Below are 23,393 nucleotides of genomic sequence, written 5' to 3'. Positions count from 1 at the left end.
GTTTCCTTAGGAAGCCACCGGGTACGTGCCCAGCACCTTATAAAAAGCACACAGGCCACGCAGTGCTGCCAGCGCAGCGGCGACATGTGGCTGGCTGGGGTGGCCGTCGAGATCAATGTAGAAATAATATTCCCACTGGCCGGTGCGCGCCGGACGCGACTCAAAGCGCGTCATGGAGACGCCATGCTGCTTGAGCGGCACCAGCAAATCATGCACCGCCCCCGGCTGGTTGGGCACTGAGACAATCAGGCTGGTGCAATCTTTGCCAGAGGGTGGCGGTGTTTGCAGCGTATGTGGCAGGCAGATGATGGCAAACCGGGTGCGGTTGTAGGCATCATCTTGGATGGCATGGGCCACAATGTGCAGGCCAAACTGCTGCGCGGCGCGCTCACTTGACAGCCCAGCCCAAGCCGGGTTGGTGGCAGCCAAACGGGCACCTTCGGCATTGCTTGATACTGGGCGGCGCTCGGCATGAGGCAGGTGCTTAGACAGCCAGCCTTGGCACTGGGCCAACGCCTGCGGATGTGCCAGCACGGCCTCGATGCCATCCAAAGAGTTGGTTTGGCGCAGCAGGTTGTGCCGGATCAGCAAACTGACCTCGCCCACCACATGGCAAGGCGTGTGCAAGAACATATCCAGCGAGCGCGTGACTACGCCTTCGGTGGAGTTTTCTACGCCCACCACGCCATATTGGGCACTGCCTGCCGCCGTAGCGTGGAACACTTCGTCAAAATTGGCACAGTACATCAAGTCGGCAGCACCGCCAAAATACTCGACGGCTGCTTGCTCGCAGAAGGTGCCTTCTGGCCCCAACACGGCCACGCGCTGGGGCGACTCCAGCGCTAAGCAGGCTGACATGATCTCGCGCCAGATGGCTGCGACATGGGCACTTTTTAGCGGGCCGGGGTTGGCGGTGGTGATTTTGTCAATCACTTGGGCCACGCGGTCGGGTCGGAAAAACGGCGTGCCTTCGCGCTTTTTGACTTCACCGACTTGCTCGGCCACCAAGGCGCGCTGGTTGAGCAGGGTCAGCAGTTGCCGGTCGAGGCTGTCAATTTGTACACGCAGATCGGCCAGATCGGGCGAGGCTTGCACAATGGCAGGAGAAGGAGAAGATGATTCGGAGGTCATGCAGATTGGCGTTCAAATTCTTGCAGATAGGCTACCAAGGCTTGCACCCCTTCGAGCGGCATGGCGTTGTACAGGCTGGCACGCATCCCGCCCACCGATTTGTGGCCCTTGAGCTGCAACAGGCCACGCTCTTTGGCACCGGCCAAGAAGGCATCGTTGCGCGACTCATCGCGCAAGAAGAACGGAATGTTCATGCGCGAGCGGTAATGGGGGGCCACCTTGTTGACGTAGAACTGGGATTGGTCAATGGTGTCGTAGAGCAACTGGGCTTTGGTGATGTTGCGTTGCTCAATGGCGGCAATGCCCGTCAAATCGCCCTCGCGTTGGCGCTTGAGCCAATCAAAGGTCAGGCCCGCGATGTAAATGCCCCAAGTGGGTGGGGTGTTGTACATGGATTGGTGGTCGGCCACAATCTGGTAATTGAAGGCACTGGGGCAGGCCAGCAAGGCTTGGCCGAGCAGGTCTTCGCGCACCACCGCTACCGTCAGACCCGCTGGCCCCAAGTTCTTTTGCGCACCCGCAAAAGCCAGCCCAACCCGCGACCAATCCACTGTGCGCGACGCAACGTGCGAAGAAAAATCAATCACCAGCGGCGCATCACTGCCCAAGGCTTTCAGGTCGGGAAGCTTTTGGAACTCGACGCCGTGGATGGTTTCGTTGCTGCAAAGGTGCAGGTAGCTGGCCCCCCGGCTCAGTTGCCAACTGGCCGGATCGGGCACGGTGGTGAAGTCGCTGCTCTCGCCAGAGGCAGCCAAATTGACTTCAGCGGCATATTTTTCTGCCTCGTGGCACGACTTTTGGCTCCAACTGCCGGTGACGACAAAATCGACCGTGCCACCGCGCGAGAGGTTCAGTGGCACGATGGCGTTTTGCCCTAGGCCACCGCCCTGCATGAACAAAATCTCAAAGTCCATCGGAATGGCCAGCAACTCGCGAAAGTCTGCTTCGGCCTGTTCGTAAATAGAAATGAATTCTTTGCCACGGTGGCTCATTTCCATCACTCCCATGCCACTGCCTTGCCAGTTGAGCATGTCGGCGGCGGCCTGTTCTAGCACTTCCACTGGGATGGTGGCTGGGCCAGCAGAGAAGTTATAAGGGCGTTGATTCATATATCAAAATCCAAAAATAAGGCTACGGCGATAGGGCATCAAGCCTGCACTGGCGCAGACGAAGTATCGGTATCTGCATCCGCATCGGTGTCGGCTACGTCTCCCGCATTGGCATCGTTTTCGACAATGCGCTGCAAACCACTGAGTTTGGAGCCTTCGTCCAAGGCGATCAAGGTCACGCCTTGGGTGGCACGCCCCAACTCCCGAATCTCACTGACGCGGGTGCGCACCAGCACGCCCTTGTCGGTAATCAGCATGATCTCGTCATCTGGCCGTACCAAGGTGGCAGCGACCACTTTGCCATTGCGCTCGGATTGCTGGATGGCAATCATGCCTTTGGTGCCTCTGCCGTGGCGCGTGTGCTCGGCAATGCTGGTGCGCTTGCCATAACCGTTTTCGGTGGCGGTGAGCACAGATTGGGTTTCGTCTTCGGCCACCAACATGGCAATCACGCTTTGGCCTTCTTCCAAGTTCATGCCGCGCACGCCACGGGTGTCTCGGCCCAAGGCGCGGACATCATCCTCGTCAAAGCGTACGGCCTTGCCGCCATCGGAGAACAGCATGACATCATGCTTGCCATCCGTGACAGCGGCACCAATCAATTGGTCACCTTCATCGAGCTTGATAGCAATGATGCCGATTTTGCGCGGGTTGCTAAATTCTTGCAGTGCCGTTTTCTTCACTGTGCCAGCGGCTGTGGCCATAAAGACATAGTGGTCTGCTGGGAAGCTGCGCATCTCACCGGTCAGGGCCAGCACCACATTGATTTTCTCGCCCTCTTGCAGCGGGAACATGTTGACGATGGGGCGACCGCGCGAGCCACGTGAACCGGCGGGCACTTCCCAAACCTTGAGCCAGTACAGGCGGCCCCGGTTAGAGAAGCACAGGATGTAATCGTGCGTGTTGGCAATAAAGAGCTGGTCGATCCAGTCGTCTTCTTTGGTGGCGGTGGCTTGCTTGCCGCGCCCGCCGCGCTTTTGTGCGCGGTATTCAGACAAAGGTTGGCTCTTGATATAGCCCGAATGGCTGAGGGTGACCACCATGTCGGTGGGCGTAATCAGATCTTCAGTGGAGAGGTCTTGGGCGCTGTATTCGACTTGGCTGCGGCGTGTACCCAGTTTGCTCTGACCAAACTCGGCCTTGATGCTGTTCAGCTCATCACCAATGATGGTGGAGACGCGCTCAGGGGTGGCTAAGATGTGCAGCAGATCATCGATGTGCGCCATCACCTCTTTGTATTCGGCCACAATTTTGTCCTGCTCCAGCCCGGTCAGGCGTTGCAGGCGCATTTGCAAAATTTCTTGGGTTTGCGTCTCGGACAGGCGGTACAGCGCATCGGCTTGCATACCAAACTCGGCATCTAGTGCTTCGGGGCGGTAGTCTTGGGCATTAACCAGCGCGCCATCGGTGCGTGTGCGTGTCAGCATGCCGCGCACGAGGGCGCTATCCCACGTGCGGGCCATCAAGGCCGCCTTGGCTACCGGGGGCGTTGGGGCATTGCGGATGATGGTAATAAACTCGTCCACATTGGCCAGCGCTACGGCCAAGCCTTCTAGCACATGGCCGCGTTCACGCGCCTTGCGCAGTTCAAACACCGTGCGGCGTGTTACCACTTCGCGGCGGTGTTGCAAGAAGACGCGGATCAAATCCTTGAGGTTGCACAGGCGCGGTTGACCATCAATCAGCGCCACCATGTTCATGCCAAAGGTGTCTTGCAACTGCGTTTGCTTGTACAGGTTGTTCAGCACCACTTCGGGCACTTCACCGCGTTTAAGCTCAATCACCAAGCGCATCCCGGATTTGTCGGATTCGTCTTGGATGTGGCTGATACCCTCGATTTTCTTTTCGTGTACCAGTTCCGCCATGCGCTCTTGCAGCGTCTTTTTGTTGACTTGGTAGGGCAGCTCATCAACGATGATGGCTTGGCGCTGGCCCCGGTCAATCTCTTCAAAATGGCATTTGGCGCGCATGACGATGCGGCCCCGCCCAGTGCGGTAGCCATCTTTCACGCCGTTGATGCCATAGATGATGCCTGCGGTTGGAAAGTCGGGCGCAGGAATAATCTCCATCAGCTCATCAATCGACGCTTGCGGGTGGGCCAGCAGGTGCAAGCAACCATCCACCACCTCATTGAGGTTGTGCGGCGGAATGTTGGTAGCCATACCCACGGCAATGCCTGATGAGCCATTGACCAGCAAATTGGGCAACTTGCTGGGCAACACCAACGGCTCTTGTTCGCTGCCGTCGTAGTTGGGGCCGAAATCGACCGTTTCGCGGTCAATATCACCCAGCATTTCGTGGGCGATTTTGGACAGGCGGATTTCGGTGTAGCGCATGGCCGCCGCACTGTCGCCATCGACGGAGCCAAAGTTGCCTTGGCCATCGACCAGCATGTGGCGCAAGGAAAAATCTTGCGCCATACGCACGATGGTGTCATAGACAGCACTGTCGCCGTGGGGGTGGTACTTACCAATCACATCCCCGACAATACGGGCCGACTTTTTGTAGGGCCGGTTCCAGTCGTTGTTGAGTTCGTGCATGGCAAACAGCACGCGGCGGTGTACCGGCTTGAGGCCATCGCGTGCGTCTGGCAAGGCCCGACCCACAATCACGCTCATGGCGTAATCGAGATAGCTGCGCCGCATTTCTTCTTCTAGGCTAATGGGCAGGGTTTCTTTGGCAAACTGGGTCATGACAGGGGCAAGGACAGCAATGGACACCCATTTTAGGCCCAAGCCGTTGTAGCAACTGCGCAACACATGCATTCAAATGCACGCTCGCACTGCGGTCACTGGGCTGTCGGGGCGATTCTGTCCGGTTGCGTATGGCACAATCAAAATAACGTTTTTGGTGGTGGTCACCGACGACGTCATTGATACGCAGCGCGGCTGCGGCTTTTTCCCCAAGAGGAGAACCATGAAAAAATTGAACAAAGTGGCGATGTTGTTTGCCTCTGCAGCGCTTGCAACCGCAGCTGGCGCACAAACTGTAGACAACTGGAAAAACGGCACCGGTGATCTGGTTTGGAAGAACGGCACCAATGAACTGTGCTGGCGCGATGCCAACTGGACACCCGCTACCGCCGCTCCTGGCTGCGATGGCGCTTTGGCTGCTCCTGCGCCCGCTGCCATTCCTGCCGTAGCCCCTGCACCCGCTCCTGCGGCTGTTACTCCTGCTCCTGCCGTGCAGCCCGCTCCAGCCGTGGCCAGCAAGGTCACTTACGCTGCTGACGCATTCTTTGACTTTGACAAGGCTGTGCTCAAGCCCGCTGGTAAGGCCAAGTTGGACGAGCTGATCGCCAAGGTCAAGGGCGTGAACTTGGAAGTCATCATTGCTGTGGGTCACACCGACTCCGTCGGCTCTGATGCTTACAACCAAAAGCTGTCGCTGCGCCGCTCGGCTGCCGTGAAGGCTTATTTGGTGTCTAAGGGCATCGAAAAGAACCGCGTCTACACTGAAGGCAAGGGCGAAAAGCAACCCGTGGCCGACAACAAGACCAAAGATGGCCGCGCCAAGAACCGCCGCGTGGAAATCGAAGTGGTCGGTACTCGCGCCGCTCAGTAATCTTCACGATTGCTGTCACAAAGCCCCGGCAACGGGGCTTTTTTTATGGTCGGCAGCAAAGTGCTGCCCCACTTTGCTAGAAAATCACGCCATGAACCACCACACCGAGAACGTTGATCTGGCCGAATTGGCCAAATTTTCTGATTTGGCCCACCGCTGGTGGGATACAGAAAGTGAATTTCGTCCGCTGCACCAAATCAATCCACTGCGCCTAGACTGGATCCATGGCCTGGTCTCTTTGCAAGGCCAACGGGTGCTAGATGTGGGCTGTGGCGGTGGCATTTTGGCCGACGCTATGGCGCGCAAGGGGGCTGAAGTGCTGGGCATTGATCTGGCCACCAAATCGCTGCGCGTGGCACAACTGCACGCGCTGGAAGCGCAAACCCCCAATGTGAGCTACCAAGAAATCAGTGCTGAAGCCTTGGCCGAGCAAGAGCCGGGCAGTTTTGATGTCGTGACCTGCATGGAAATGATGGAGCATGTGCCCGATCCGGCGTCCATCGTGCGCGCCTGTGCGCAGCTGGTCAAGCCGGGTGGCTGGGTGTTTTTTTCCACCATCAACCGCAATGCCAAGGCATTTTTGCTGGCCATTGTGGGCGCAGAATATGTGCTCAATATGCTACCCAAAGGCACGCACGAATACGCCAAATTTATCCGCCCCAGCGAGCTGGCCGGCCACTGCCGCGCTGCACAGCTAGAGGTCTTGCACACCCGTGGCCTGCAATACAACCCCCTGACGCAGCGCTATTGGCTCAGCGATGACACCAGCGTCAATTATCTTTTTGCTACCCGCCGGGTAGGTTGATGCCAGCAGCTATGTTCAAGAACATTCGCGCCGTACTGTTTGATTTGGACGGCACTTTGATTGATAGCGCCCCCGATTTGGGGGCCGCCGCCGACAAAATGCGCACGGATCGGGGTTTGCCCTCGTTGCCCGCACAGCGTTATCGGCCTATGGCTGGCGCTGGGGCGCGTGGCTTGCTGGCCGAGGCGTTTGGCATGACGCCAGACCATGCCGATTTTGCGCAGATGCGCGAAGAATTTTTCCAAAATTATGCGGCACGCCTGACGCAAAGTACAACGGTTTTTGTTGGCGTGCCAGAGTTGATTGCCCAATTACAGGCCCGCCAACTGCCTTGGGGTGTGGTCACCAACAAAATGGCCCGCTTTACTGACCCGCTGGTGCAGGCCCTGCCTTTGTTTCAGAGTGCCGCCACTGTGGTCAGCGGCGACACCACGGCCCATGCCAAGCCGCATCCGGCACCTTTGCTCTATGCAGCGCAGCAGCTGAATGTGCCAGCGGGCGATTGCGTCTATGTAGGTGACGATGAGCGTGACATCGTGGCCGGGCTGGCCGCAGGCATGGGCACGGTGGCTGCCACCTATGGCTATTTAGGTGCGCAGGCTGATGCCAAGCAGTGGGGAGCCCATGCCGTGGTTAATTCTCCACAAGCGCTATTGCAATACCTCAATCTGGCCTAAAATAGGTACTAAGGGGCTGCCCTGGTTTCGACGTGGGTTCGGAATTGGTGTGGTGCATGTCGAGCTTGATTGGCGCTCGTAAATCTGCATTCAACAAACTAACTGCAAACGACGAACGTTTCGCACTCGCCGCTTAAATCCGGTGAGCCTTGCAACAGCACGCTGATGGGCTGGGCAAGGGGGTCGCAAGACTTCCAGGCTGCAAGGTAATTTACATTAGCTGGTTCTGCATCGGGTACCTTGGTGCAGAACAAGATTTTAGGGTGCTGGCATCCAGTGCAGCGTGCGACTGCGCGGCACTGGGCGTAAGACTCAAATCAGACCGCTAAACATGTAGATCTGCCCAAAGAAGGCTTGCGGACGCGGGTTCAATTCCCGCCAGCTCCACCACCTACCAAAAGGCCCGGATTCACCTCCGGGCCTTTTTTCTTGCCAAATCGGTTTTTTACCACCTGTGTGGTTTATCTCAACACACTCTCACCATGTCCTTGATTCCTTACGCCCTTACCCGCCCGTTTCTGTTTGGCATGGATGCCGAAGCTGCCCACGATCTGACGATGGATATGCTGACCCGTGGTCAAGGTACCCCCCTGCAATGGGCTTGGTGCCATGACACCGTGGATGATCCAATTGAATTGGCGGGCCTCACCTTTCCTAACCGTGTCGGTATGGCCGCTGGGCTGGACAAAAACGCCCGCTGCATTGATGCCTTGGGGGCGATGGGTTTTGGCTTTGTCGAGGTGGGCACCGTGACGCCCAAACCCCAGCCTGGTAACCCCAAGCCGCGCATGTTCCGCCTGCCCAAGGCCCAAGCACTGATTAACCGGCTTGGTTTTAACAACGATGGCTTGGATGCCTTTATTCGCAATGTGCAGCAGGCCAAGTTTCGCCAGCAAAAACGCCGCCACCCGATGCTGCTGGGTCTGAACATTGGCAAGAATGCCACCACACCGATTGAAGAGGCCACCCGCGACTACCTGACTTGTCTGGACGGCGTGTATCCCCATGCCGACTATGTGACGGTGAATATCAGCTCGCCCAACACACAAAACCTGCGCAGCTTGCAAAGCGATGAGGCTTTGGATGCCCTGTTGGGAGCCATTGCCGAGCGCCGTGAGGTGTTGGCCCGCCAGCCCGGCCCCAGTGGTAAGGCGCGGCGCGTCCCTATCTTTGTCAAGATTGCCCCAGATTTGGATGCCGCCCAAGTGTCGGTGATTGCCGCCACTTTACAACGCCACGGCATGGATGGTGTTATTGCCACCAACACTACCATCAGCCGCGATGCCGTGCAGGGCTTGCCCCACGCCCAAGAAACTGGAGGTTTGAGCGGTGCGCCAGTGTTAGAGGCCAGCAACCGGGTGATTGCACAATTGCGTGCAGCTTTGGGGCGGCAATTTCCCATCATTGGTGTCGGCGGTATTATGAGCGCCGAAGATGCGGTGAGCAAAATCCGTGCGGGGGCCGATGTGGTGCAAATTTATACCGGTTTGATTTATGCTGGGCCGGGGCTGCCCAGCAGTGCCGCACGTGCCATCAAAAAAGCGATGCGCTAAAACACTAAGGGGGCCACAGCCCCCTTTTTTTCTGGTAATGTTTAGGCACGTAGCCGAATCAGCAACGGCAGCAACACCCCGGCCCAACGGGCCAAGCGCTTGGGGCCAGCAGCTACCGCCCCAGCCACCAAGGCAGTCACGGCCAGTGGGTGTTGGCGCGCCACGTACACGGCTTGGTATAGCAGGGGCGTAGAAAGCAACGCGGCCCAACCAGTGCCGGCAGTGGCTTGGCGCTGTTGCCGCTCTGCACATAGCAAGGCCAAGCGGCCTCGTTGCATGGCAATGCGGTTTAGCACCAACTGTTGCGCTGTGGTGGGCACTGGCATGATGGCGGGGGTAGGAGGTTGGTTCACAGATGCTCCTTGACCGCGTGCCAGTCTTTGCGCAATTCTTGCCGGGTTAGGGCAAAGGCGGGGCCCATGCCACGCAGCGCCGAGAAGAAACCGACCACCGTGCCCAGCCAGACCAAACACCAGCCTGCGGCCAGCAGCCAAGCGACCAAACTGCGCTGTGGGGTATCCCAAAACTGCACTAGCAAGGCCAACGATAGCAACAGCAGCGCTACCACCGTGACGGCCACGACCACCAGCCCTAGCAACAGCACTTGGCGCAGGCGGCGCTTTTGCTCCAACCACTCCAGCCGGGCCAGTTCGAGGCGGTCTTCAGCGGCGTTGGCACCTTCGGCGATCAAGGTGCGCCAGCGCGCCAGCCAAGCATCAAGGCCGAGTAAAGCGATCAAATTCATGTCGCGTACCGGCACAGTCTGGGGTAGCTTGCACTAGGCACAGTTTGCAAAGCCAACAAGGGCTTAGCGGCGCGAGAGCAAAAAGCCGACCACGGCACCCACGGCCAGTGCAGCACCGGCCACGCGCCAAGGTTCATCGTGGGCGTAACGGTCGGCAGCACGGGCGGCATCTTTGGCTTGGCGAGCCGCTTCTTGGGCGGCATGGACGGCGGCGTCACGCACGTTGTGCATGCCATCGTCCAGACGCTGGCGCAGGATCTTGATTTCAGGCACGTTGTCGAGGTCTTTGCTGGAAATCAGGCCACGCAAGTCAGCCACCAGTTTTTCCAGTTCGGTTTGGGTGCTAGAGATGGTTTCAGAGACAGAATGGGTCATTATCAGCCTTTCGTGAGAGGGAAGAAGCTCGCTACCATGACATCAGACCATGTCAGCGACGATCAACTACCATCTTAACGAAGTGCGGGCCAAGACAGAACATCCAAGGCGGTGCCGAAGGGTCTTTTGGGCTGTTTTGTGCGTCAGCACAAGAAGAAAGCCTTGATCCTTTGAAATCTACCCCCGGTTTTCTTATGCACCCTCACGTTGCCTTTGTGGATACCAACCGGTCTCCTTGCTCACGCACCACTTCTTTCAAAAACCGCCACACCGCTTGCATCCGGGCCAGGTGTTTGGACTCGGCAGGCATACTCATCCAAAAGACGCGGGTGAAGCGGGCTTCTTCTGGGAGCACGCGCATCAACAGCGGGTCGCGGTCGGCCAGAAAAGCGGGTAGCACCGCCAGTCCGGCCCCGGCGCGCACGGCCTCGTGTTGTGCCGTGATGCTGGTGCTGCGAAAGGCAAAGCGTTCAGGTTGGTGCAGGGCATCGAGAAATTGCAGTTCTTTGGTAAAGAGCAGATCATCGACATAGCTGACAAAAGCATGGTGGCGCAAATCCTCGCGCTGCGTGACCAGTGGGCGGCGGGCCAAGTATTCGCGCTGGCCGTACAGGTGCAAGGTGTAGTCGGCCAATTTACTGACGATGACCGAGCCGCGCGTGGGCCGCTCTAGCGAAATCACGATATCGGCCTCGCGGCGTGACAAATGCACCATACGCGGCAGCGCTAGCAAATCAATCGACAGCTGCGGATGGCGCTGCGTTAGCCGGGCCAGTTGGGGTGCCAAAATCAAGGTGCCAAAACCTTCGGTAGCCCCTACACGCACCAGCCCGGCGGGGCCACTGCCCGCCGCTGGCAACACGCGCTCGACCCCCATCACCGCCGATTCCATCGCCTCCACAGCGGGTAGCAACTGGCGGCCCAATTCCGTCAGACGGTGGCCTCCGGCCTCGCGGGCAAACAAGGCAGCGCCCATCTGCTTTTCTAGCGCCTGAATATGCCGCGCCACCGTGGTGTGGTCTACGCCCAAATGCCGCGCTGCCCCCACCAAGGTGCCCGCACGGGCTAGTTGTAAAAAGTAGCGTAAATGATTCCAGTCCATCGCATGACAGCCAAGCAAAAGATGTGCATTTTTGCAGATCAATTGCGCGAAATTACCTATTGTCTGAATAAAACCGCACAGCTACGATGCAGTGCTTCGGGCGCATAGTCCCGGCACAGCCCCATTTCTAGGAGACACCACTGATGACTGTACCTTCCGTCAAACTGCTGATTAACGGCCAATTCGTCGAATCCCAGACCACCCAATGGCGCGATGTCGTCAATCCCGCCACGCAGCAGGTGCTGGCTCGCGTGCCCTTTGCCACGCCCGCAGAAATTGACGCCGCCGTGGCCGCAGCCAAGGAAGCCTTCAAGACTTGGAAGAAAACCCCCATCGGCACCCGCGCCCGCATCTTCTTGAAGTTGCAGCAGCTCATCCGCGAAAACATGGGTGAACTGGCCGCCCTGCTCACCTCAGAACAAGGAAAAACCCTGCCCGACGCCGAAGGCGATGTGTTCCGTGGCCTTGAGGTGGTAGAGCACGCCGCCAGCATCGGCAATCTGCAACTGGGCGAGCTGGCTAACAATGTGGCCGGTGGTGTCGATACTTACACCATTCTGCAACCCTTGGGCGTGTGCGCTGGTATCACTCCGTTCAACTTCCCAGCCATGATTCCGCTGTGGATGTTCCCGATGGCGATTGCTACTGGCAATACCTTCGTGCTCAAGCCGTCTGAGCAAGACCCACTGGTGACGATGCGCTTGGTCGAGCTGGCGCTGGAAGCGGGCATTCCTGCCGGTGTGCTCAACGTCATTCACGGTGGTGAAGATGCCGTTAACGCCATCTGCGACCACAAAGACATCAAGGCGGTGTCGTTTGTGGGTTCTACCAAGGTGGGCACACACGTTTACAACCGCGCCACTTTGGCGGGCAAGCGCGCCCAGTGCATGATGGGTGCTAAGAACCACGCCATTGTGCTGCCCGATGCCAACAAAGAGCAAACGCTCAATGCGATTGCCGGTGCCGCCTTCGGTGCCGCTGGTCAGCGCTGCATGGCTCTGCCTGTGGTGATTTTGGTGGGCGAGAGCCAGCAATGGACAGCGGAACTGGTAGCCAAGGCCCAGACCCTCAAGGTCAGTGGTGGTACAGAAAAGGGCACCGATGTCGGCCCAGTGATCTCCCGTGCTGCCCTGAGTCGCATTGAGGGCCTGATTGAGCGCGGTGTGGCCGATGGTGCCACCCTCGAACTCGATGGCCGCAAGCCTGTAGTGCCCGGTTTTGAAGACGGTAACTTTGTCGGCCCGACCATTTTCTCCGGCGTGCAACCCGGTATGGCCGTGTATGACCAAGAAATTTTTGGCCCCGTGCTCAGCTTGGTGGCTGCCAAAGACTTGGACGAAGCCATCGAATTTATCAACGCCAACCCCAACGGCAACGGCACCGCCATCTTCACCCAGTCGGGCGCAGCAGCACGCAAGTTCCAAGAAGAAATTGATGTCGGCCAAGTGGGTATCAACGTGCCAATCCCCGTGCCAGTACCAATCTTCTCGTTCACCGGTTCGCGTGCTTCTAAGCTGGGGGATCTCGGCCCCTACGGCAAGCAAGTGGTGATGTTCTATACCCAAACCAAGACCGTCACGGCGCGCTGGTTTGACGATAGCACCACCAACCAAGGTGTTAACACCACCATCAGCCTGAAATAAGGCCCACGGGGCAGCGTGCAGCGGGTCTGCCGTTGCCCCAATAATCCTGCAACCTCCCAGAACCCTGCTGGAGACTTTTGTCTATGGATTTTGAGCTGACCGAAGAACAACGCGCTTTTGCCCAGACGGCGCGCGATTTTGCCCAAGCCGAATTGGCCCCCCATGCCGCGCACTGGGATGCTGAAGGCATCTTTCCGCGTGAGGCCATTGCCAAAGCGGGCGAGCTGGGTTTTTGCGGCCTGTATACCCCTGAGAACGCGGGCGGTTTGGCTTTGCCCCGGCTCGATGCCACGATGGTGTTTGAAGAGCTGGCGGCGGTAGACCCCTCCACCACTGCCTTTATCACCATCCACAATATGGCTACGTGGATGCTGGGCACTTGGGCCACTGATGCCGTGCGCGCCACGTGGGGCGAAGCGCTCACCACCGGCCAAAAGCTCGCCAGTTACTGCCTGACCGAACCCGGTGCCGGTTCTGATGCCGGTTCTATCAAAACCCGTGCCCAGCGCACCGATGATGGCTATGTTATCAACGGGGCCAAGGCGTTTATCTCTGGTGCTGGCAGTACCAAAGTGCTGATCTTGATGGCGCGCACCGGCAGCACCGAAGATGGTGCTAAAGGCATTTCTGCTTTTGTTGTGCCTGCCGATACCCCCGGCATCAGCTATGGCAAAAAAGAAGAAAAAATGGGCTGGAACAGCCAGCCCACGCGCACCATCAGTTTTGACAACGTGTGCATCCCACATGACCACCTGCTCGGCCACGAGGGCGAGGGCTTCAAAATTGCCATGAAGGGCTTGGATGGCGGGCGCATCAACATTGCCACCTGCTCCGTGGGGGCCGCCCAAGGCGCATTGACACAAGCGCAAAGCTATATGCAAGAGCGCAAGCAGTTTGGCAAAACCTTGGCCAGCTTCCAAGCCTTGCAGTTCAAGTTGGCTGATATGGCTACCGAACTGGTGGCAGCGCGGCAAATGGTGCGTCTGGCTGCCAGCAAACTCGATGCCGGTGCCCCTGATGCCAGCACCTACTGCGCGATGGCCAAGCGTTTTGCCACCGATGCGGGCTTTACTGTTTGCAACGAAGCACTGCAACTGCATGGCGGCTATGGCTATATCCGCGAATACCCCTTAGAGCGCCTGCTGCGCGATGCCCGCGTACACCAGATTTTAGAAGGCACCAACGAGATCATGCGCGTCATCATTGCGCGCCGTATGCTCGACTCCGACGCCCCGGACGCCATCCGCTAAAGCCACCCCCAACAACACCACACCGGAGACAACACTATGAATATCGCATTTATCGGCCTAGGCAATATGGGCGGCCCAATGGCCCTGAACCTGCACAAGGCCGGCCACACCGTCCAAGCGTTTGATCTGTCCACCAGCGCCTGCGAGAAACTGGCCGCCGAAGGCGTAGCCATTGCCACCGATGCCGCTGCTGCTGTGCAAGGCGCTGAAGTGGTGATTAGCATGTTGCCCGCCAGCGCCCACGTAGAAGCGCTGTTCTTGGGCAACGGCACGCAGGCTGGCGTGTTGCCCCTGCTGCCAGCGGGCGCACTGGTGATTGACTGCTCCACTATCGCTGCCGCCAGCGCACGTAAAGTGGCCGACGCCGCGCAGGCCCAAGGCGTGCAGTTTATTGATGCCCCGGTGTCGGGTGGCACCGGCGGTGCCATTGCTGGTACGCTGACTTTTATGGTTGGTGGCGATGCTGCTGTGCTGGAACGCGCCCGTCCACTGCTGGAAAAAATGGGGGCTAATATTTTCCACGCTGGTGCTGTGGGAGCAGGCCAAACTGCCAAAATCTGCAACAACATGCTGCTGGGCATTTTGATGATCGGCACCTCTGAGGCCATCGCTTTGGGCGTCGCCAATGGGCTCGATCCCAAGGTGCTCTCGGAAATCATGCGCCGCAGCTCTGGCGGCAACTGGGCGCTGGAAAAATACAACCCCTGCCCCGGTGTGCATGAAAACGCACCAGCCAGCAAAGGCTATGCTGGTGGCTTTGGCACCGATTTGATGCTGAAAGATTTGGGCCTGTCGCAAGAAAATGCCACCGCCGTTAAGGCATCGACCCCGCTGGGTGGCTTGGCGCGCAACCTGTATGCCATGCATAGCATTGCTGGGCAGGGGGGGCTGGACTTTTCTAGCATCATCCAGATGGTGGGCAAGAAGGACTAAAAAAAGTGCCAGAGTTTCTGGCGCAACTGTACAGAGTAAAGGCAGCCTTGGCTGCCTTTTTTGCTTGGCCAGCAGAGGTTTTTATTCCAGTATCACTCTTTCTGTTGTGAAAAATCGGTGTAGATGCTATGTGCTACCTCCGCTACTACATGGGGTTTATGCACCGATTTGCGTGTCAGCATGGGCTCACCGACGATATTGCCAATAGCAAAGATGTGCGGCACGTTGGTGTGCATCTGGATATCGACGTTGATGAGTCCTTGATCGGTGACAGCACTCATAGTCTTGTCGGCAGCGACAATGGGAAATCCCCCGCCATCCGGCAGAGTTGCAAGAAAAACAACGCGCAATAGGAAGCCCTTCATGAGCAAAGCAGGTATTCAATCCAACCGAGGTGATGGCTATCAGACGTTGGTGGCCTTTGATTGGGCACTTTTCGTTCTTGATGATCCAACCTATGAATGGCTTGAAGTGGACGCCTCAACACTGCCAGTTGATGACATGGTGATAGGTAAAACAGATGGCTCCAAAATTTGCTGCCAATGCAAAAAAAACCAAAAATTGCACCACTCATGGTCAGTAACCGATCTTGCTGACGAGCTTAAAAAAGCGGGTCAATTGCTTGCCAACGACCCGATGGCATCCGTACGTTTCTACTCCCGCAGTCCCTTCGGTGAATTGGCAACTTTGCGGGAGTACAGCACCACATATCCCGACGAGGCCAGCTACCAAGCTAACTTGGGAAGGGCGACTGCGACGACAGATACCCAACTGAAAACCCAGATTGCGCATCACATCCCAACACTTTCAACCTACGACTTCATGCGTCGTACCACGTTTGAACCCAGTCCAGAGCTGGATCATATGGAAAGATTGTTGCGCGAACGCCTGCGTCGATTGGTAAGCAGTCCTGATGCTGCTTTCAATGCCCTTTGGACGCGCCTTGACCTTCTCGGTATGCGTGCTGACAGCCAAAATGGACAAGACGTAGCTATACAACACCGACTGACCAAAGCTGATCTGAAATCCATTCTTCATGCGGCAGGTTCTGTGCTGGCTCCGCCTATGAATATGGTGGAAGTTCGCTCCTCATTTGAAAGCACCTCATCCATTGGCAGAGATTGGTGCAGAGACATCGCTGGCGAAACCATGTCAATTCCGCTGGTGGCTGAGATCCTGACCGCTATTGAAACCAAACCTTCTTCGATTTTGCTCACCGGCCAGCCTGGCTCTGGCAAAACATGCGTGATGCTTGCCTTGCAAGAAGCACTTGAGCAGCAAACCAAGTCTCGGTCAGATCGGTTTCCCATCTTTATCCAATCTCGCGAATTTGCGGATTTGGATACCGCGCAAGACCGCCAGGCACAAGGGCTGCCGCAAGACTGGGTAGAACGTGCGGCACGTATGGCCGAAACAGTCCATGTGGTGGTGGTCATTGACTCGCTGGATGTGCTCTCCATCGCCCGCGAACACAAGGTGCTGGATTATTTTCTAGCGCAAATGAATCGCCTACTGAGGCTGTCCAATATCACGGTCATCACCGCCTGCCGCGACTTTGACCGCCAATATGAAAGAAGTATCGCTCAACGAAAGTGGAGCAACGAATTCAAATGCCAACCGTTGAACTGGGAAACAGATATTGCACCTCTGCTGACTAGACAAGGCATAGATATATCCGGCATGGATACTACCACCCGGCAACTAATTAAAAATCCACGTGAATTGGTTTTGTACGTAGAACTGGCCCGCCAAGGCGGAAGCTTCAATGTAGTGACCAGTCAGGCATTAGCCCAAAAATATCTGGACACCATTGTTCAAGCTGATGACACACTGGGCAGTGCTGCTATGCAGGCCATCGAGGCCGTTGCCACTGAAATGCTGAAGTTGCGCAGCCTGTCAGTACCACCGCAACGGTTGACAACTTCTGATGTGATCCGACGTTCGCTGCTCAGTCACAAGATATTGCAAAAAACCCAAGATGGAAAAATAACATTTGGACACCAAACCTTGCTGGATGTTTTGGTCATCAGCGACGCCCTACGGCAGGGGAAGACACTGCATGCATTCATTCAGGGCTTGCCACCTGTACCTTTTGTGCGCCCCAGCATCCGCAGCTTCGTGGCCCAATTGGCTACTGGGGACAGAAAAACATTTCGCAGCCAACTACGTACCGTACTCACCAATCAACATGCATTTCACATCCGTCGCTTAGTGGCGGAATGCTTCGCCGAGCAAATACCTCAGGATGAGGACTGGCCCCTAATTCGCGATTTACAAGACAAATACCCAGAAGTTTTTCAGGTTATTTACGCCCAAGCTGTTCGGCTGGAGTGGCACCACTTTTGGATGAAGTATTTGGTGCCAATGCTGAAACAACAACAGGATAGTGAGGGCATGAAAAGGCACGTTCATCGCATCTCGGTTTGGCAAAACGATGATGCGGCGGGGGTAATTGGCTTCTGGACGGAAGTGCTGGCTACAGATTGGATTGATCAGACGCACTTGGGTGAGCAATTGACTATTGCCATCTCAAACATGGATGAGATTCACGCAGGCCTGCTATCTCCTCTGTTAAAAACATTGCTGAATATGCCAAGAGGAGAGCACAGTTTTCTCGGGAGAGTTTTGGCACGTTGTGTCACTGCTGGGGGGCTGGACGATGTGCTACTGTGGAGGTATATTGCATATGAAATCAGTGATGAAGATGTAATTAGGTACAATTTCAATAATAAATTGCATTGTGAGCCACATGAATTTGGTGATGAAAATGACCATTTTTTAAAATATCGCATGCAGGATTCTATATCTTTTCTCAATTTGGCAGTGGATACCTTAGAAAAATGGAGTCAAATCAAATCATCACAATACGGTGAAGATCGAAGCTATTGGAGTGGCTTTCTACGTGAAACATCTTATGAAGATGTTCACAGCCAAACTGACCTCAGGCACGTGGATAGCGTACGCATTTTGATGGACGCTATTGAGGGAGCTGTTGTTCACCATGCTAATATCAATTCCGAGTGGTGGCAACTGAACCGTCAACGACTGTGTTTCAATGCCGAGGGAGCCTTGCGGTATTTTTCTGTCCAAGCCTGCATAGTAGCGTCGGTCACGAATCTGGATGTGATTGGCCATATGTTGTGCGATGTAGATTTGCTTAAATCAGATTTATCATTTGAGCTAGGAGTGCTGATCAAAACTGCTTTCATAGAATTGGATTCTGCCACCCAAGATGCAATTCAAATGAAAATTTTGAACCTATATTCGGAAGAAGTTAATGATACAGGAAATGTTGCTTGGAAATTGTGCCAGCAAGCCCAATTAATTCTACCGATTTCGTGTCATCAGCGCTCTTTGGCAAATCAAGCAATCCTTAATAAGGTCGAGCAGTGGGTGTGGCCATTTGTGAGGCAGGCCAATATTTGCTCTCGTGGCGGAATAGTTTCACCCCCGTTTTCTTTTGAAGTTTTCTTAAATTGCAGTGATTCAGCCGTACTTTTATTAGTTAGTCACTACGATGGGCACCAAAAAAATTCATTTGATGATTTTTTGATTGGTGGAGAGAGAGAGGTTGGCGCTCAACTTCAAGAAGCCACTTCCCGTCACCCAAGTCGATTCATTGCAATTTTATTGCACCACTGGGAAAAAATTCCAAAAACATTTCGTGATGACATCATAGATGGGGTAGCAACCTACCTTGCTACTCGCCACGGAAATTTACAGCCTAATGGGAATTGGGTGCCTGTCGAAGAAGCCGATGCAGCCCAATTGGTTCGAGATACACTAAATATCTTGGAGAATTACCCAGAACACTGGCATCACAGTCGAGAAGCAGCCAAAGCCTTAGAAGCCTGTTCGCATGTGATACAAGAAGCCAAAATGGCAGAACGCGTGGTGCACTTGGTCAATAAATTCTTAGATTTTTCTGAACAAAGCCCTATTTCAGATAACTCTACTGACTTATTAACTATCGGCATCAACATGGCAAAAGGAAAGGCTGCAGATGCTTTAATGGTTCTCGCCATTAATTTTTTGGAAAAAAATGCGCCGTTTCCTGAAATTCTGGATGTCGCTCTATGCAGTTTTTCAAACGATGCACACCCCGCTGTTCGGGCAGTCATGTTGCGGCGCTTGCCCTATTTACAGAGTATGGCTCCTGAATTAGGTTGGCGATTGTTTGACCTTACCATGCAAAAAACTGCCCCAGGACTCTGGGCGATAGCCGAGCGTTGCCTCTATTTTGCATATTATCAAAATTTTGAGATAGTCAAAGCATGGCTTGCGCAGTTGGCCACTACTGGTAGCGGCAAAGACTTGGAAGTATGGGGTCGTATTGCTGCGCTTGCGACGCTAAGCGGAAAATTAGATATTAACGAGCTGCTTCATCAGCTCAGGGATATTAATAATGCTGAAGCTTGGCGGGGGGCTGCAATTGTTTGGAGTCATTCAGATAATTACCTACATCACCGAAATTATTGTCTTGCAGCATTCGTAGCAGCCATGTCCACCGATAACCCTCATGCCGTGACTGTTTCATGCCAATTCAAAAAGCTATTACGCCATATAGAGCCATTGACAGTCATTCCCGAAGATACTCTAAAACGATGCTTTGAGCTGCTAGAGATAGATGCTAAATCTAATCGTTGCGATATTTATGGCTTCGATGCTTGGCTTAATGCCACTTCACAATATGCGCCACAAGAAGCGCTGGCAGCTACAGAGATTTATCTGAACTTCGTAGAGCGGACGAGACCTTATCTTTACGACTATGAAAACAACCTAACCCAACTCCTAACCCATCTTTTTGCCCACGCAGAAGAGCTAGAAGAGTCAGACGATGGGGCAATGATTCAGCGTGTTATTTCAGTTCAAGACAAACTTCTTGCCCTTGGCGTTAATGGTATGGACGAATGGCTCGACGAAGCAGCGAAAAGGCAGTGACTGGTTCACCAGCAGAAAAGCCCGAATCGTTGCCAGTTCGGGCTTTTTAAAGGTGTGCGTGAAAGAGTTTACTTCTTGCTCGGCGGCAAATCCGTGCAAGACCCGTGCGCCACTTCTGCCGCCATGCCAATGCTTTCGCCCAGCGTGGGGTGTGGGTGGATGGTCTTGCCGATATCGACGGCATCCGCGCCCATTTCAATCGCCAAGGCAATCTCGCCGATCATGTCACCCGCATGGGTGCCGACCATGCCGCCGCCCAAGATTTTACCGTGGCCGTGGGCCTCGGGAGAATCATCAAACAGCAGCTTGGTCACGCCTTCGTCGCGACCATTGGCAATAGCGCGGCCCGAGGCTGTCCAAGGGAACAAGCCCTTTTTCACCTTGATGCCTTGCGCTTTGGCTTGGTCTTCGGTCAGTCCGACCCAAGCCACTTCGGGGTCGGTGTAGGCCACGCTAGGGATCACGCGGGCATTGAAGGCGCTGGCGGCCAGTTCCTTGTTGCCTTGCAATTCTCCGGCGATGACTTCCGCCGCCACATGGGCTTCATGCACGGCCTTGTGCGCCAACATGGGCTGGCCGACGATATCGCCAATGGCAAAAATGTGCGGCACATTGGTGCGCATCTGGATATCGACGTCAATAAAGCCGCGATCCGTCACCGCTACTCCGGCCTTGTCGGCAGCCAGCTTTTTACCGTTGGGCGTACGGCCCACGGCTTGCAACACGAGGTCGTACACGCCTTCGGATTTGGTGCCATCCAAGCCTTCAAACTGCACCTTGATGCCTTCGGGGGTGGCTTCGGCACCGACGGTTTTGGTTTTGAGCAGGATGTTGTCAAAGCGCTTGGCGTTCATCTTTTGCCAGATTTTGACCAAATCGCGGTCGGCACCTTGCATCAGGCCATCCATCATCTCGACCACATCCAAGCGTGCGCCCAGTGTGGAATAGACGGTGCCCATTTCCAAACCAATGATGCCACCGCCGACGATGAGCATCTTTTTGGGCACGCCCGCCAGCGCCAGCGCGCCAGTGGAGTCCACCACGCGCGGATCGTTGGGCATGAAGGGCAAGCGCACGGCTTGCGAACCCGCAGCGATGATGGCTTTCTTGAAAGCCACTACTTTTTTGCTGCCCGTTTGCTCTTGGGCGCTGCCGCTGGTCTCTGCCACTTCGAGGTGGTTGGCCCCGACAAACTGGCCCAAGCCGCGCACGATGGTCACTTTGCGCATCTTGGCCATCGCGGCCAAACCGCCGGTCAGCTTGGCAATCACCTTCTCTTTGTGGCCGCGCAGCTTATCGATGTTAACGCTGGGTGCGCCAAAGTCCACACCCAAGTCGCCCAAGTGCGCTACTTCGTCCATCACCGCAGCGACGTGCAGCAGTGCCTTGGAGGGGATGCAGCCCACGTTCAGGCAGACGCCACCCAGTGTGGCATAGCGCTCAACCACCACCACCTTGAGGCCCAGATCGGCGGCGCGGAACGCCGCCGAGTAGCCACCGGGGCCACCACCGAGCACCAGCACGTCGCAATCCAGATCGACAGCGCCTGTGTAGCTGGCCGCGCCCGGAACGGGGGCCGCTGGTGCAGCAGCCGCTACGGGAGCCGGAGCCGCTGCCGCTGCTTGTGGCGCGGGTGTCGCAGCCGGGGCCGCCGCAGTAGCTTCGCCGCTCACTTCCAGCGAGAGCACTACGCTACCTTCTTTGACTTTATCGCCCAAAGCGACTTTCAACTCTTTGACTACCCCCGCATGGCTGGAGGGAATTTCCATCGAGGCTTTGTCCGATTCGACGGTAATCAGGCTTTGCTCCACCTTGATGGTGTCGCCGGGTTTGACCAGCAACTCAATCACGGCCACATCGGCAAAATCGCCAATGTCAGGGACTTTGATATCAATCAGTGCCATAGCGTGGCCTCCTTACAGCAGCACGCGACGGAAGTCGCTGAGGATTTGGCCCAGATAGACGTTAAAGCGCGCCGCTGCGGCACCGTCAATCACGCGATGATCCCAAGTCAAAGAGAGCGGCAGCATCAGGCGCGGCACAAACTGTTTGCCATCCCAGACCGGTTCCATAGTGCTCTTGCACACGCCCAAAATTGCCACTTCAGGGGCGTTGATGATGGGGGTGAAGTAACGTCCACCAATGCCGCCCAAGCTGGAGATGGTGAAGGTGGCACCCGTCATCTCTGCTGGGCTGAGTTTGCCATCGCGGGCTTTTTTAGCCAGCTCGCCCATTTCTTGGCTGATCTGGAAAATACCTTTTTTGTCGGCATCTTTAATCACGGGCACCATCAGGCCGTTGGGCGTGTCAGCGGCAAAACCGATGTGGTAATACTGCTTGTAGATGAGTGCATCGCCATCCAAGCTGCTATTGAACTCCGGAAACTTCTTCAGCGCGGCCACGCAAGCCTTGATGAGGAAGGCCAGCATCGTCACTTTGACGCCGGACTTTTCGTTCTCTTTGTTGGTCGAGACGCGGAAGGCTTCCAGATCGGTGATGTCGGCATCGTCATGGTTAGTGACCGCCGGAATCATGATGGCGTTGCGCAGCAAATTGGCACCGCTGATCTTTTTGATGCGGCTGAGTTCTTTGCGCTCAATCGGGCCAAATTTGGCAAAGTCCACCTTGGGCCACGGAATCAGGCCCAGTTCAGAACCACCACCGTTGTTGGCCGCTGCTGCTGGAGCCTTGGCAGCTTGCGCCAAGGTTTGGATAGCACCCGCCATCACCGACTTGGTAAAGCCTTGGATGTCAGACTGGGTGATGCGGCCCTTGGGGCCAGAGCCTTTGACTTCGGCCAGCGGCACGCCCAGTTCACGGGCAAACTTGCGCACCGAGGGCGAAGCGTGGGGCAGACCCAGCGCTGGGGTGGCGGTGGGGTTGTGTGCCACTGCGTTGGCCGTCACTGTGGCGGCCACCGGGGCTGCCGCAGCCACTGGAGCCGGCGCTGCTACAACAGGGGTAGCCGCTGCCGGGGCCGTAGCACCCGCAGCACCTTCCAAAATCGCCAGCAGATCGCCAATATTGACCTTGTCACCGACCTTGACCTTTAGCTCTTTGAGCACGCCAGCGTGGGAAGATGGAATTTCCATCGAGGCTTTGTCTGACTCCACGGTAATCAGGCTTTGCTCGACCTTGACGCTATCGCCGGGCTTCACAAAAACTTCAATCACCGCTACGTCTTTAAAGTCGCCAATGTCGGGCACGCGCACTTCGACTGGGCCAGCCGCTACGGTCACCGCAGGGGCCGCCACCGCTACCGGGGCGGCCACAGGTGCTGCTGCCGGGGCCGGGGCTGCCGCCGCAGGCACAGCCGCCTCGCCGGTGGTTTCGAGTACCAGCACGATGCTGCCTTCAGCGACCTTGTCGCCCAAAGCTACTTTGAGTTCTTTGACCACGCCAGCGTGGCTGGAGGGAATCTCCATCGACGCTTTGTCGGACTCGACGGTAATCAACGACTGCTCGGCGGCAATCGTATCGCCGGGTTTGACCAGCAGTTCAATCACTGCCACTTCACTGAAATCCCCAATATCGGGGACCTTGATTTCTACCAATGCCATGTTTG

17 protein-coding genes, 1 other RNA gene and 1 pseudogene are annotated in these 23,393 nt (G+C 56.1%); 9 read left to right on the top strand and 10 right to left on the bottom strand.

Features of this window, described 5'->3' with window-relative positions; genetic code table 11:
• Positions 1-6: 6 nt before the first annotated feature.
• Genes pheA through gyrA form a run of 3 tightly spaced genes read right to left on the bottom strand, consistent with a single transcriptional unit; the run spans position 7 to position 4,933 of the window.
• Positions 7-1,131, bottom strand: a complete 1,125-nt coding sequence (gene pheA / locus BMX55_RS02660) for a prephenate dehydratase (RefSeq protein WP_091452298.1) — start codon at positions 1,129-1,131, stop codon at positions 7-9.
• Positions 1,128-2,240, bottom strand: coding sequence for a 3-phosphoserine/phosphohydroxythreonine transaminase (serC, locus tag BMX55_RS02655; RefSeq protein WP_091452295.1), 1,113 nt, complete (start codon positions 2,238-2,240; stop codon positions 1,128-1,130). The genes pheA and serC overlap by 4 nt, the downstream gene beginning before the upstream one ends.
• A gap of 38 nt (positions 2,241-2,278) precedes the next feature.
• On the bottom strand, positions 2,279-4,933 hold the full coding sequence (gyrA, locus tag BMX55_RS02650) for a DNA gyrase subunit A (protein WP_091453147.1): 2,655 nt from the start codon (positions 4,931-4,933) through the stop codon (positions 2,279-2,281).
• Positions 4,934-5,156: 223 nt separating this feature from the next.
• Between gyrA and ompA the strand changes: the two genes are divergently transcribed.
• The 5 genes from ompA to BMX55_RS02625 all read left to right on the top strand — a co-directional run bounded on the left by ompA (position 5,157) and on the right by BMX55_RS02625 (position 8,839).
• On the top strand, positions 5,157-5,804 hold the full coding sequence (gene ompA, locus BMX55_RS02645) for an outer membrane protein OmpA (protein ID WP_091452292.1): 648 nt from the start codon (positions 5,157-5,159) through the stop codon (positions 5,802-5,804).
• Between the two features lie 91 nt (positions 5,805-5,895).
• A complete protein-coding gene (gene ubiG / locus BMX55_RS02640) occupies positions 5,896-6,609 on the top strand; it encodes a bifunctional 2-polyprenyl-6-hydroxyphenol methylase/3-demethylubiquinol 3-O-methyltransferase UbiG (protein WP_091453143.1) in 714 nt (237 codons plus the stop codon).
• 11 nt (positions 6,610-6,620) lie between these two features.
• Positions 6,621-7,286 carry an HAD family hydrolase gene (locus tag BMX55_RS02635; protein ID WP_091453140.1) on the top strand — a complete coding sequence of 222 codons (666 nt, stop codon included), beginning with the start codon at positions 6,621-6,623 and terminating at the stop codon, positions 7,284-7,286.
• Positions 7,287-7,298: 12 nt separating this feature from the next.
• Positions 7,299-7,676: a transfer-messenger RNA gene (ssrA, locus tag BMX55_RS02630) on the top strand.
• Between the two features lie 92 nt (positions 7,677-7,768).
• The gene (locus BMX55_RS02625) at positions 7,769-8,839 is read left to right on the top strand and encodes a quinone-dependent dihydroorotate dehydrogenase (protein WP_091453138.1); all 1,071 of its coding nucleotides are present in this window, start codon (positions 7,769-7,771) and stop codon (positions 8,837-8,839) included.
• A 41-nt stretch (positions 8,840-8,880) separates the two neighbouring features.
• On the opposite strand, the gene BMX55_RS02620 is transcribed toward BMX55_RS02625, so the two are convergent.
• From BMX55_RS02620 to BMX55_RS02605, 4 genes are all read right to left on the bottom strand, one after another.
• On the bottom strand, positions 8,881-9,192 hold the full coding sequence (locus BMX55_RS02620; protein ID WP_245751222.1) for a hypothetical protein: 312 nt from the start codon (positions 9,190-9,192) through the stop codon (positions 8,881-8,883).
• Positions 9,189-9,584 carry a phage holin family protein gene (locus BMX55_RS02615; RefSeq protein ID WP_091452284.1) on the bottom strand — a complete coding sequence of 132 codons (396 nt, stop codon included), beginning with the start codon at positions 9,582-9,584 and terminating at the stop codon, positions 9,189-9,191. The genes BMX55_RS02620 and BMX55_RS02615 overlap by 4 nt, the downstream gene beginning before the upstream one ends.
• A gap of 63 nt (positions 9,585-9,647) precedes the next feature.
• On the bottom strand, positions 9,648-9,959 hold the full coding sequence (locus BMX55_RS02610; protein WP_091452282.1) for a DUF883 domain-containing protein: 312 nt from the start codon (positions 9,957-9,959) through the stop codon (positions 9,648-9,650).
• A gap of 202 nt (positions 9,960-10,161) precedes the next feature.
• Complete coding sequence (locus BMX55_RS02605) at positions 10,162-11,061, bottom strand: LysR family transcriptional regulator (RefSeq protein WP_091452279.1); 900 nt, start codon at positions 11,059-11,061, stop codon at positions 10,162-10,164.
• Positions 11,062-11,204: 143 nt separating this feature from the next.
• On the opposite strand from BMX55_RS02605, the gene BMX55_RS02600 reads away from it, so the two are divergent.
• The 3 genes from BMX55_RS02600 to mmsB all read left to right on the top strand — a co-directional run bounded on the left by BMX55_RS02600 (position 11,205) and on the right by mmsB (position 14,887).
• On the top strand, positions 11,205-12,704 hold the full coding sequence (locus BMX55_RS02600) for a CoA-acylating methylmalonate-semialdehyde dehydrogenase (RefSeq protein ID WP_091452276.1): 1,500 nt from the start codon (positions 11,205-11,207) through the stop codon (positions 12,702-12,704).
• 83 nt (positions 12,705-12,787) lie between these two features.
• The gene (locus BMX55_RS02595; protein WP_091452270.1) at positions 12,788-13,954 is read left to right on the top strand and encodes an acyl-CoA dehydrogenase family protein; all 1,167 of its coding nucleotides are present in this window, start codon (positions 12,788-12,790) and stop codon (positions 13,952-13,954) included.
• Between the two features lie 36 nt (positions 13,955-13,990).
• Positions 13,991-14,887 carry a 3-hydroxyisobutyrate dehydrogenase gene (gene mmsB / locus BMX55_RS02590; RefSeq protein WP_091452267.1) on the top strand — a complete coding sequence of 299 codons (897 nt, stop codon included), beginning with the start codon at positions 13,991-13,993 and terminating at the stop codon, positions 14,885-14,887.
• A 134-nt stretch (positions 14,888-15,021) separates the two neighbouring features.
• On the opposite strand, the pseudogene BMX55_RS02585 reads toward mmsB, so the two are convergent.
• A pseudogene (locus tag BMX55_RS02585) lies at positions 15,022-15,186 on the bottom strand (FAD-dependent oxidoreductase); the annotation flags it as partial.
• A 64-nt stretch (positions 15,187-15,250) separates the two neighbouring features.
• Between BMX55_RS02585 and BMX55_RS02580 the strand changes: the two are divergent.
• Positions 15,251-19,828, top strand: a complete 4,578-nt coding sequence (locus tag BMX55_RS02580) for an AAA family ATPase (protein ID WP_091452262.1) — start codon at positions 15,251-15,253, stop codon at positions 19,826-19,828.
• Between the two features lie 68 nt (positions 19,829-19,896).
• On the opposite strand, the gene lpdA is transcribed toward BMX55_RS02580, so the two are convergent.
• Both lpdA and aceF read right to left on the bottom strand, forming a co-directional pair.
• Positions 19,897-21,732, bottom strand: coding sequence for a dihydrolipoyl dehydrogenase (gene lpdA, locus BMX55_RS02575; RefSeq protein ID WP_091452260.1), 1,836 nt, complete (start codon positions 21,730-21,732; stop codon positions 19,897-19,899).
• A 12-nt stretch (positions 21,733-21,744) separates the two neighbouring features.
• Positions 21,745-23,388, bottom strand: coding sequence for a dihydrolipoyllysine-residue acetyltransferase (gene aceF, locus BMX55_RS02570; RefSeq protein WP_091452257.1), 1,644 nt, complete (start codon positions 23,386-23,388; stop codon positions 21,745-21,747).
• Between the last annotated feature and the right edge of the window lie 5 nt (positions 23,389-23,393).

The organism is Giesbergeria anulus, assembly GCF_900111115.1.
Classification (GTDB): domain Bacteria; phylum Pseudomonadota; class Gammaproteobacteria; order Burkholderiales; family Burkholderiaceae_C; genus Simplicispira; species Simplicispira anulus.
This window is presented reverse-complemented; position numbering and strand designations above follow the sequence as displayed.

Bases quoted from the DNA above. Each gene is read 5' to 3' on its own strand.
- pheA (WP_091452298.1), bottom strand. From the start codon at position 1,131: ATGACCTCCGAATCATCTTCTCCTTCTCCTGCCATTGTGCAAGCCTCG.
- serC (WP_091452295.1), bottom strand. From the start codon at position 2,240: ATGAATCAACGCCCTTATAACTTCTCTGCTGGCCCAGCCACCATCCCA.
- gyrA (WP_091453147.1), bottom strand. From the start codon at position 4,933: ATGACCCAGTTTGCCAAAGAAACCCTGCCCATTAGCCTAGAAGAAGAA.
- ompA (WP_091452292.1), top strand. From the start codon at position 5,157: ATGAAAAAATTGAACAAAGTGGCGATGTTGTTTGCCTCTGCAGCGCTT.
- ubiG (WP_091453143.1), top strand. From the start codon at position 5,896: ATGAACCACCACACCGAGAACGTTGATCTGGCCGAATTGGCCAAATTT.
- BMX55_RS02635 (WP_091453140.1), top strand. From the start codon at position 6,621: ATGTTCAAGAACATTCGCGCCGTACTGTTTGATTTGGACGGCACTTTG.
- BMX55_RS02625 (WP_091453138.1), top strand. From the start codon at position 7,769: ATGTCCTTGATTCCTTACGCCCTTACCCGCCCGTTTCTGTTTGGCATG.
- BMX55_RS02615 (WP_091452284.1), bottom strand. From the start codon at position 9,584: ATGAATTTGATCGCTTTACTCGGCCTTGATGCTTGGCTGGCGCGCTGG.
- BMX55_RS02610 (WP_091452282.1), bottom strand. From the start codon at position 9,959: ATGACCCATTCTGTCTCTGAAACCATCTCTAGCACCCAAACCGAACTG.
- BMX55_RS02605 (WP_091452279.1), bottom strand. From the start codon at position 11,061: ATGGACTGGAATCATTTACGCTACTTTTTACAACTAGCCCGTGCGGGC.
- BMX55_RS02600 (WP_091452276.1), top strand. From the start codon at position 11,205: ATGACTGTACCTTCCGTCAAACTGCTGATTAACGGCCAATTCGTCGAA.
- BMX55_RS02595 (WP_091452270.1), top strand. From the start codon at position 12,788: ATGGATTTTGAGCTGACCGAAGAACAACGCGCTTTTGCCCAGACGGCG.
- mmsB (WP_091452267.1), top strand. From the start codon at position 13,991: ATGAATATCGCATTTATCGGCCTAGGCAATATGGGCGGCCCAATGGCC.
- BMX55_RS02580 (WP_091452262.1), top strand. From the start codon at position 15,251: ATGAGCAAAGCAGGTATTCAATCCAACCGAGGTGATGGCTATCAGACG.
- lpdA (WP_091452260.1), bottom strand. From the start codon at position 21,732: ATGGCACTGATTGATATCAAAGTCCCTGACATTGGCGATTTTGCCGAT.
- aceF (WP_091452257.1), bottom strand. From the start codon at position 23,388: ATGGCATTGGTAGAAATCAAGGTCCCCGATATTGGGGATTTCAGTGAA.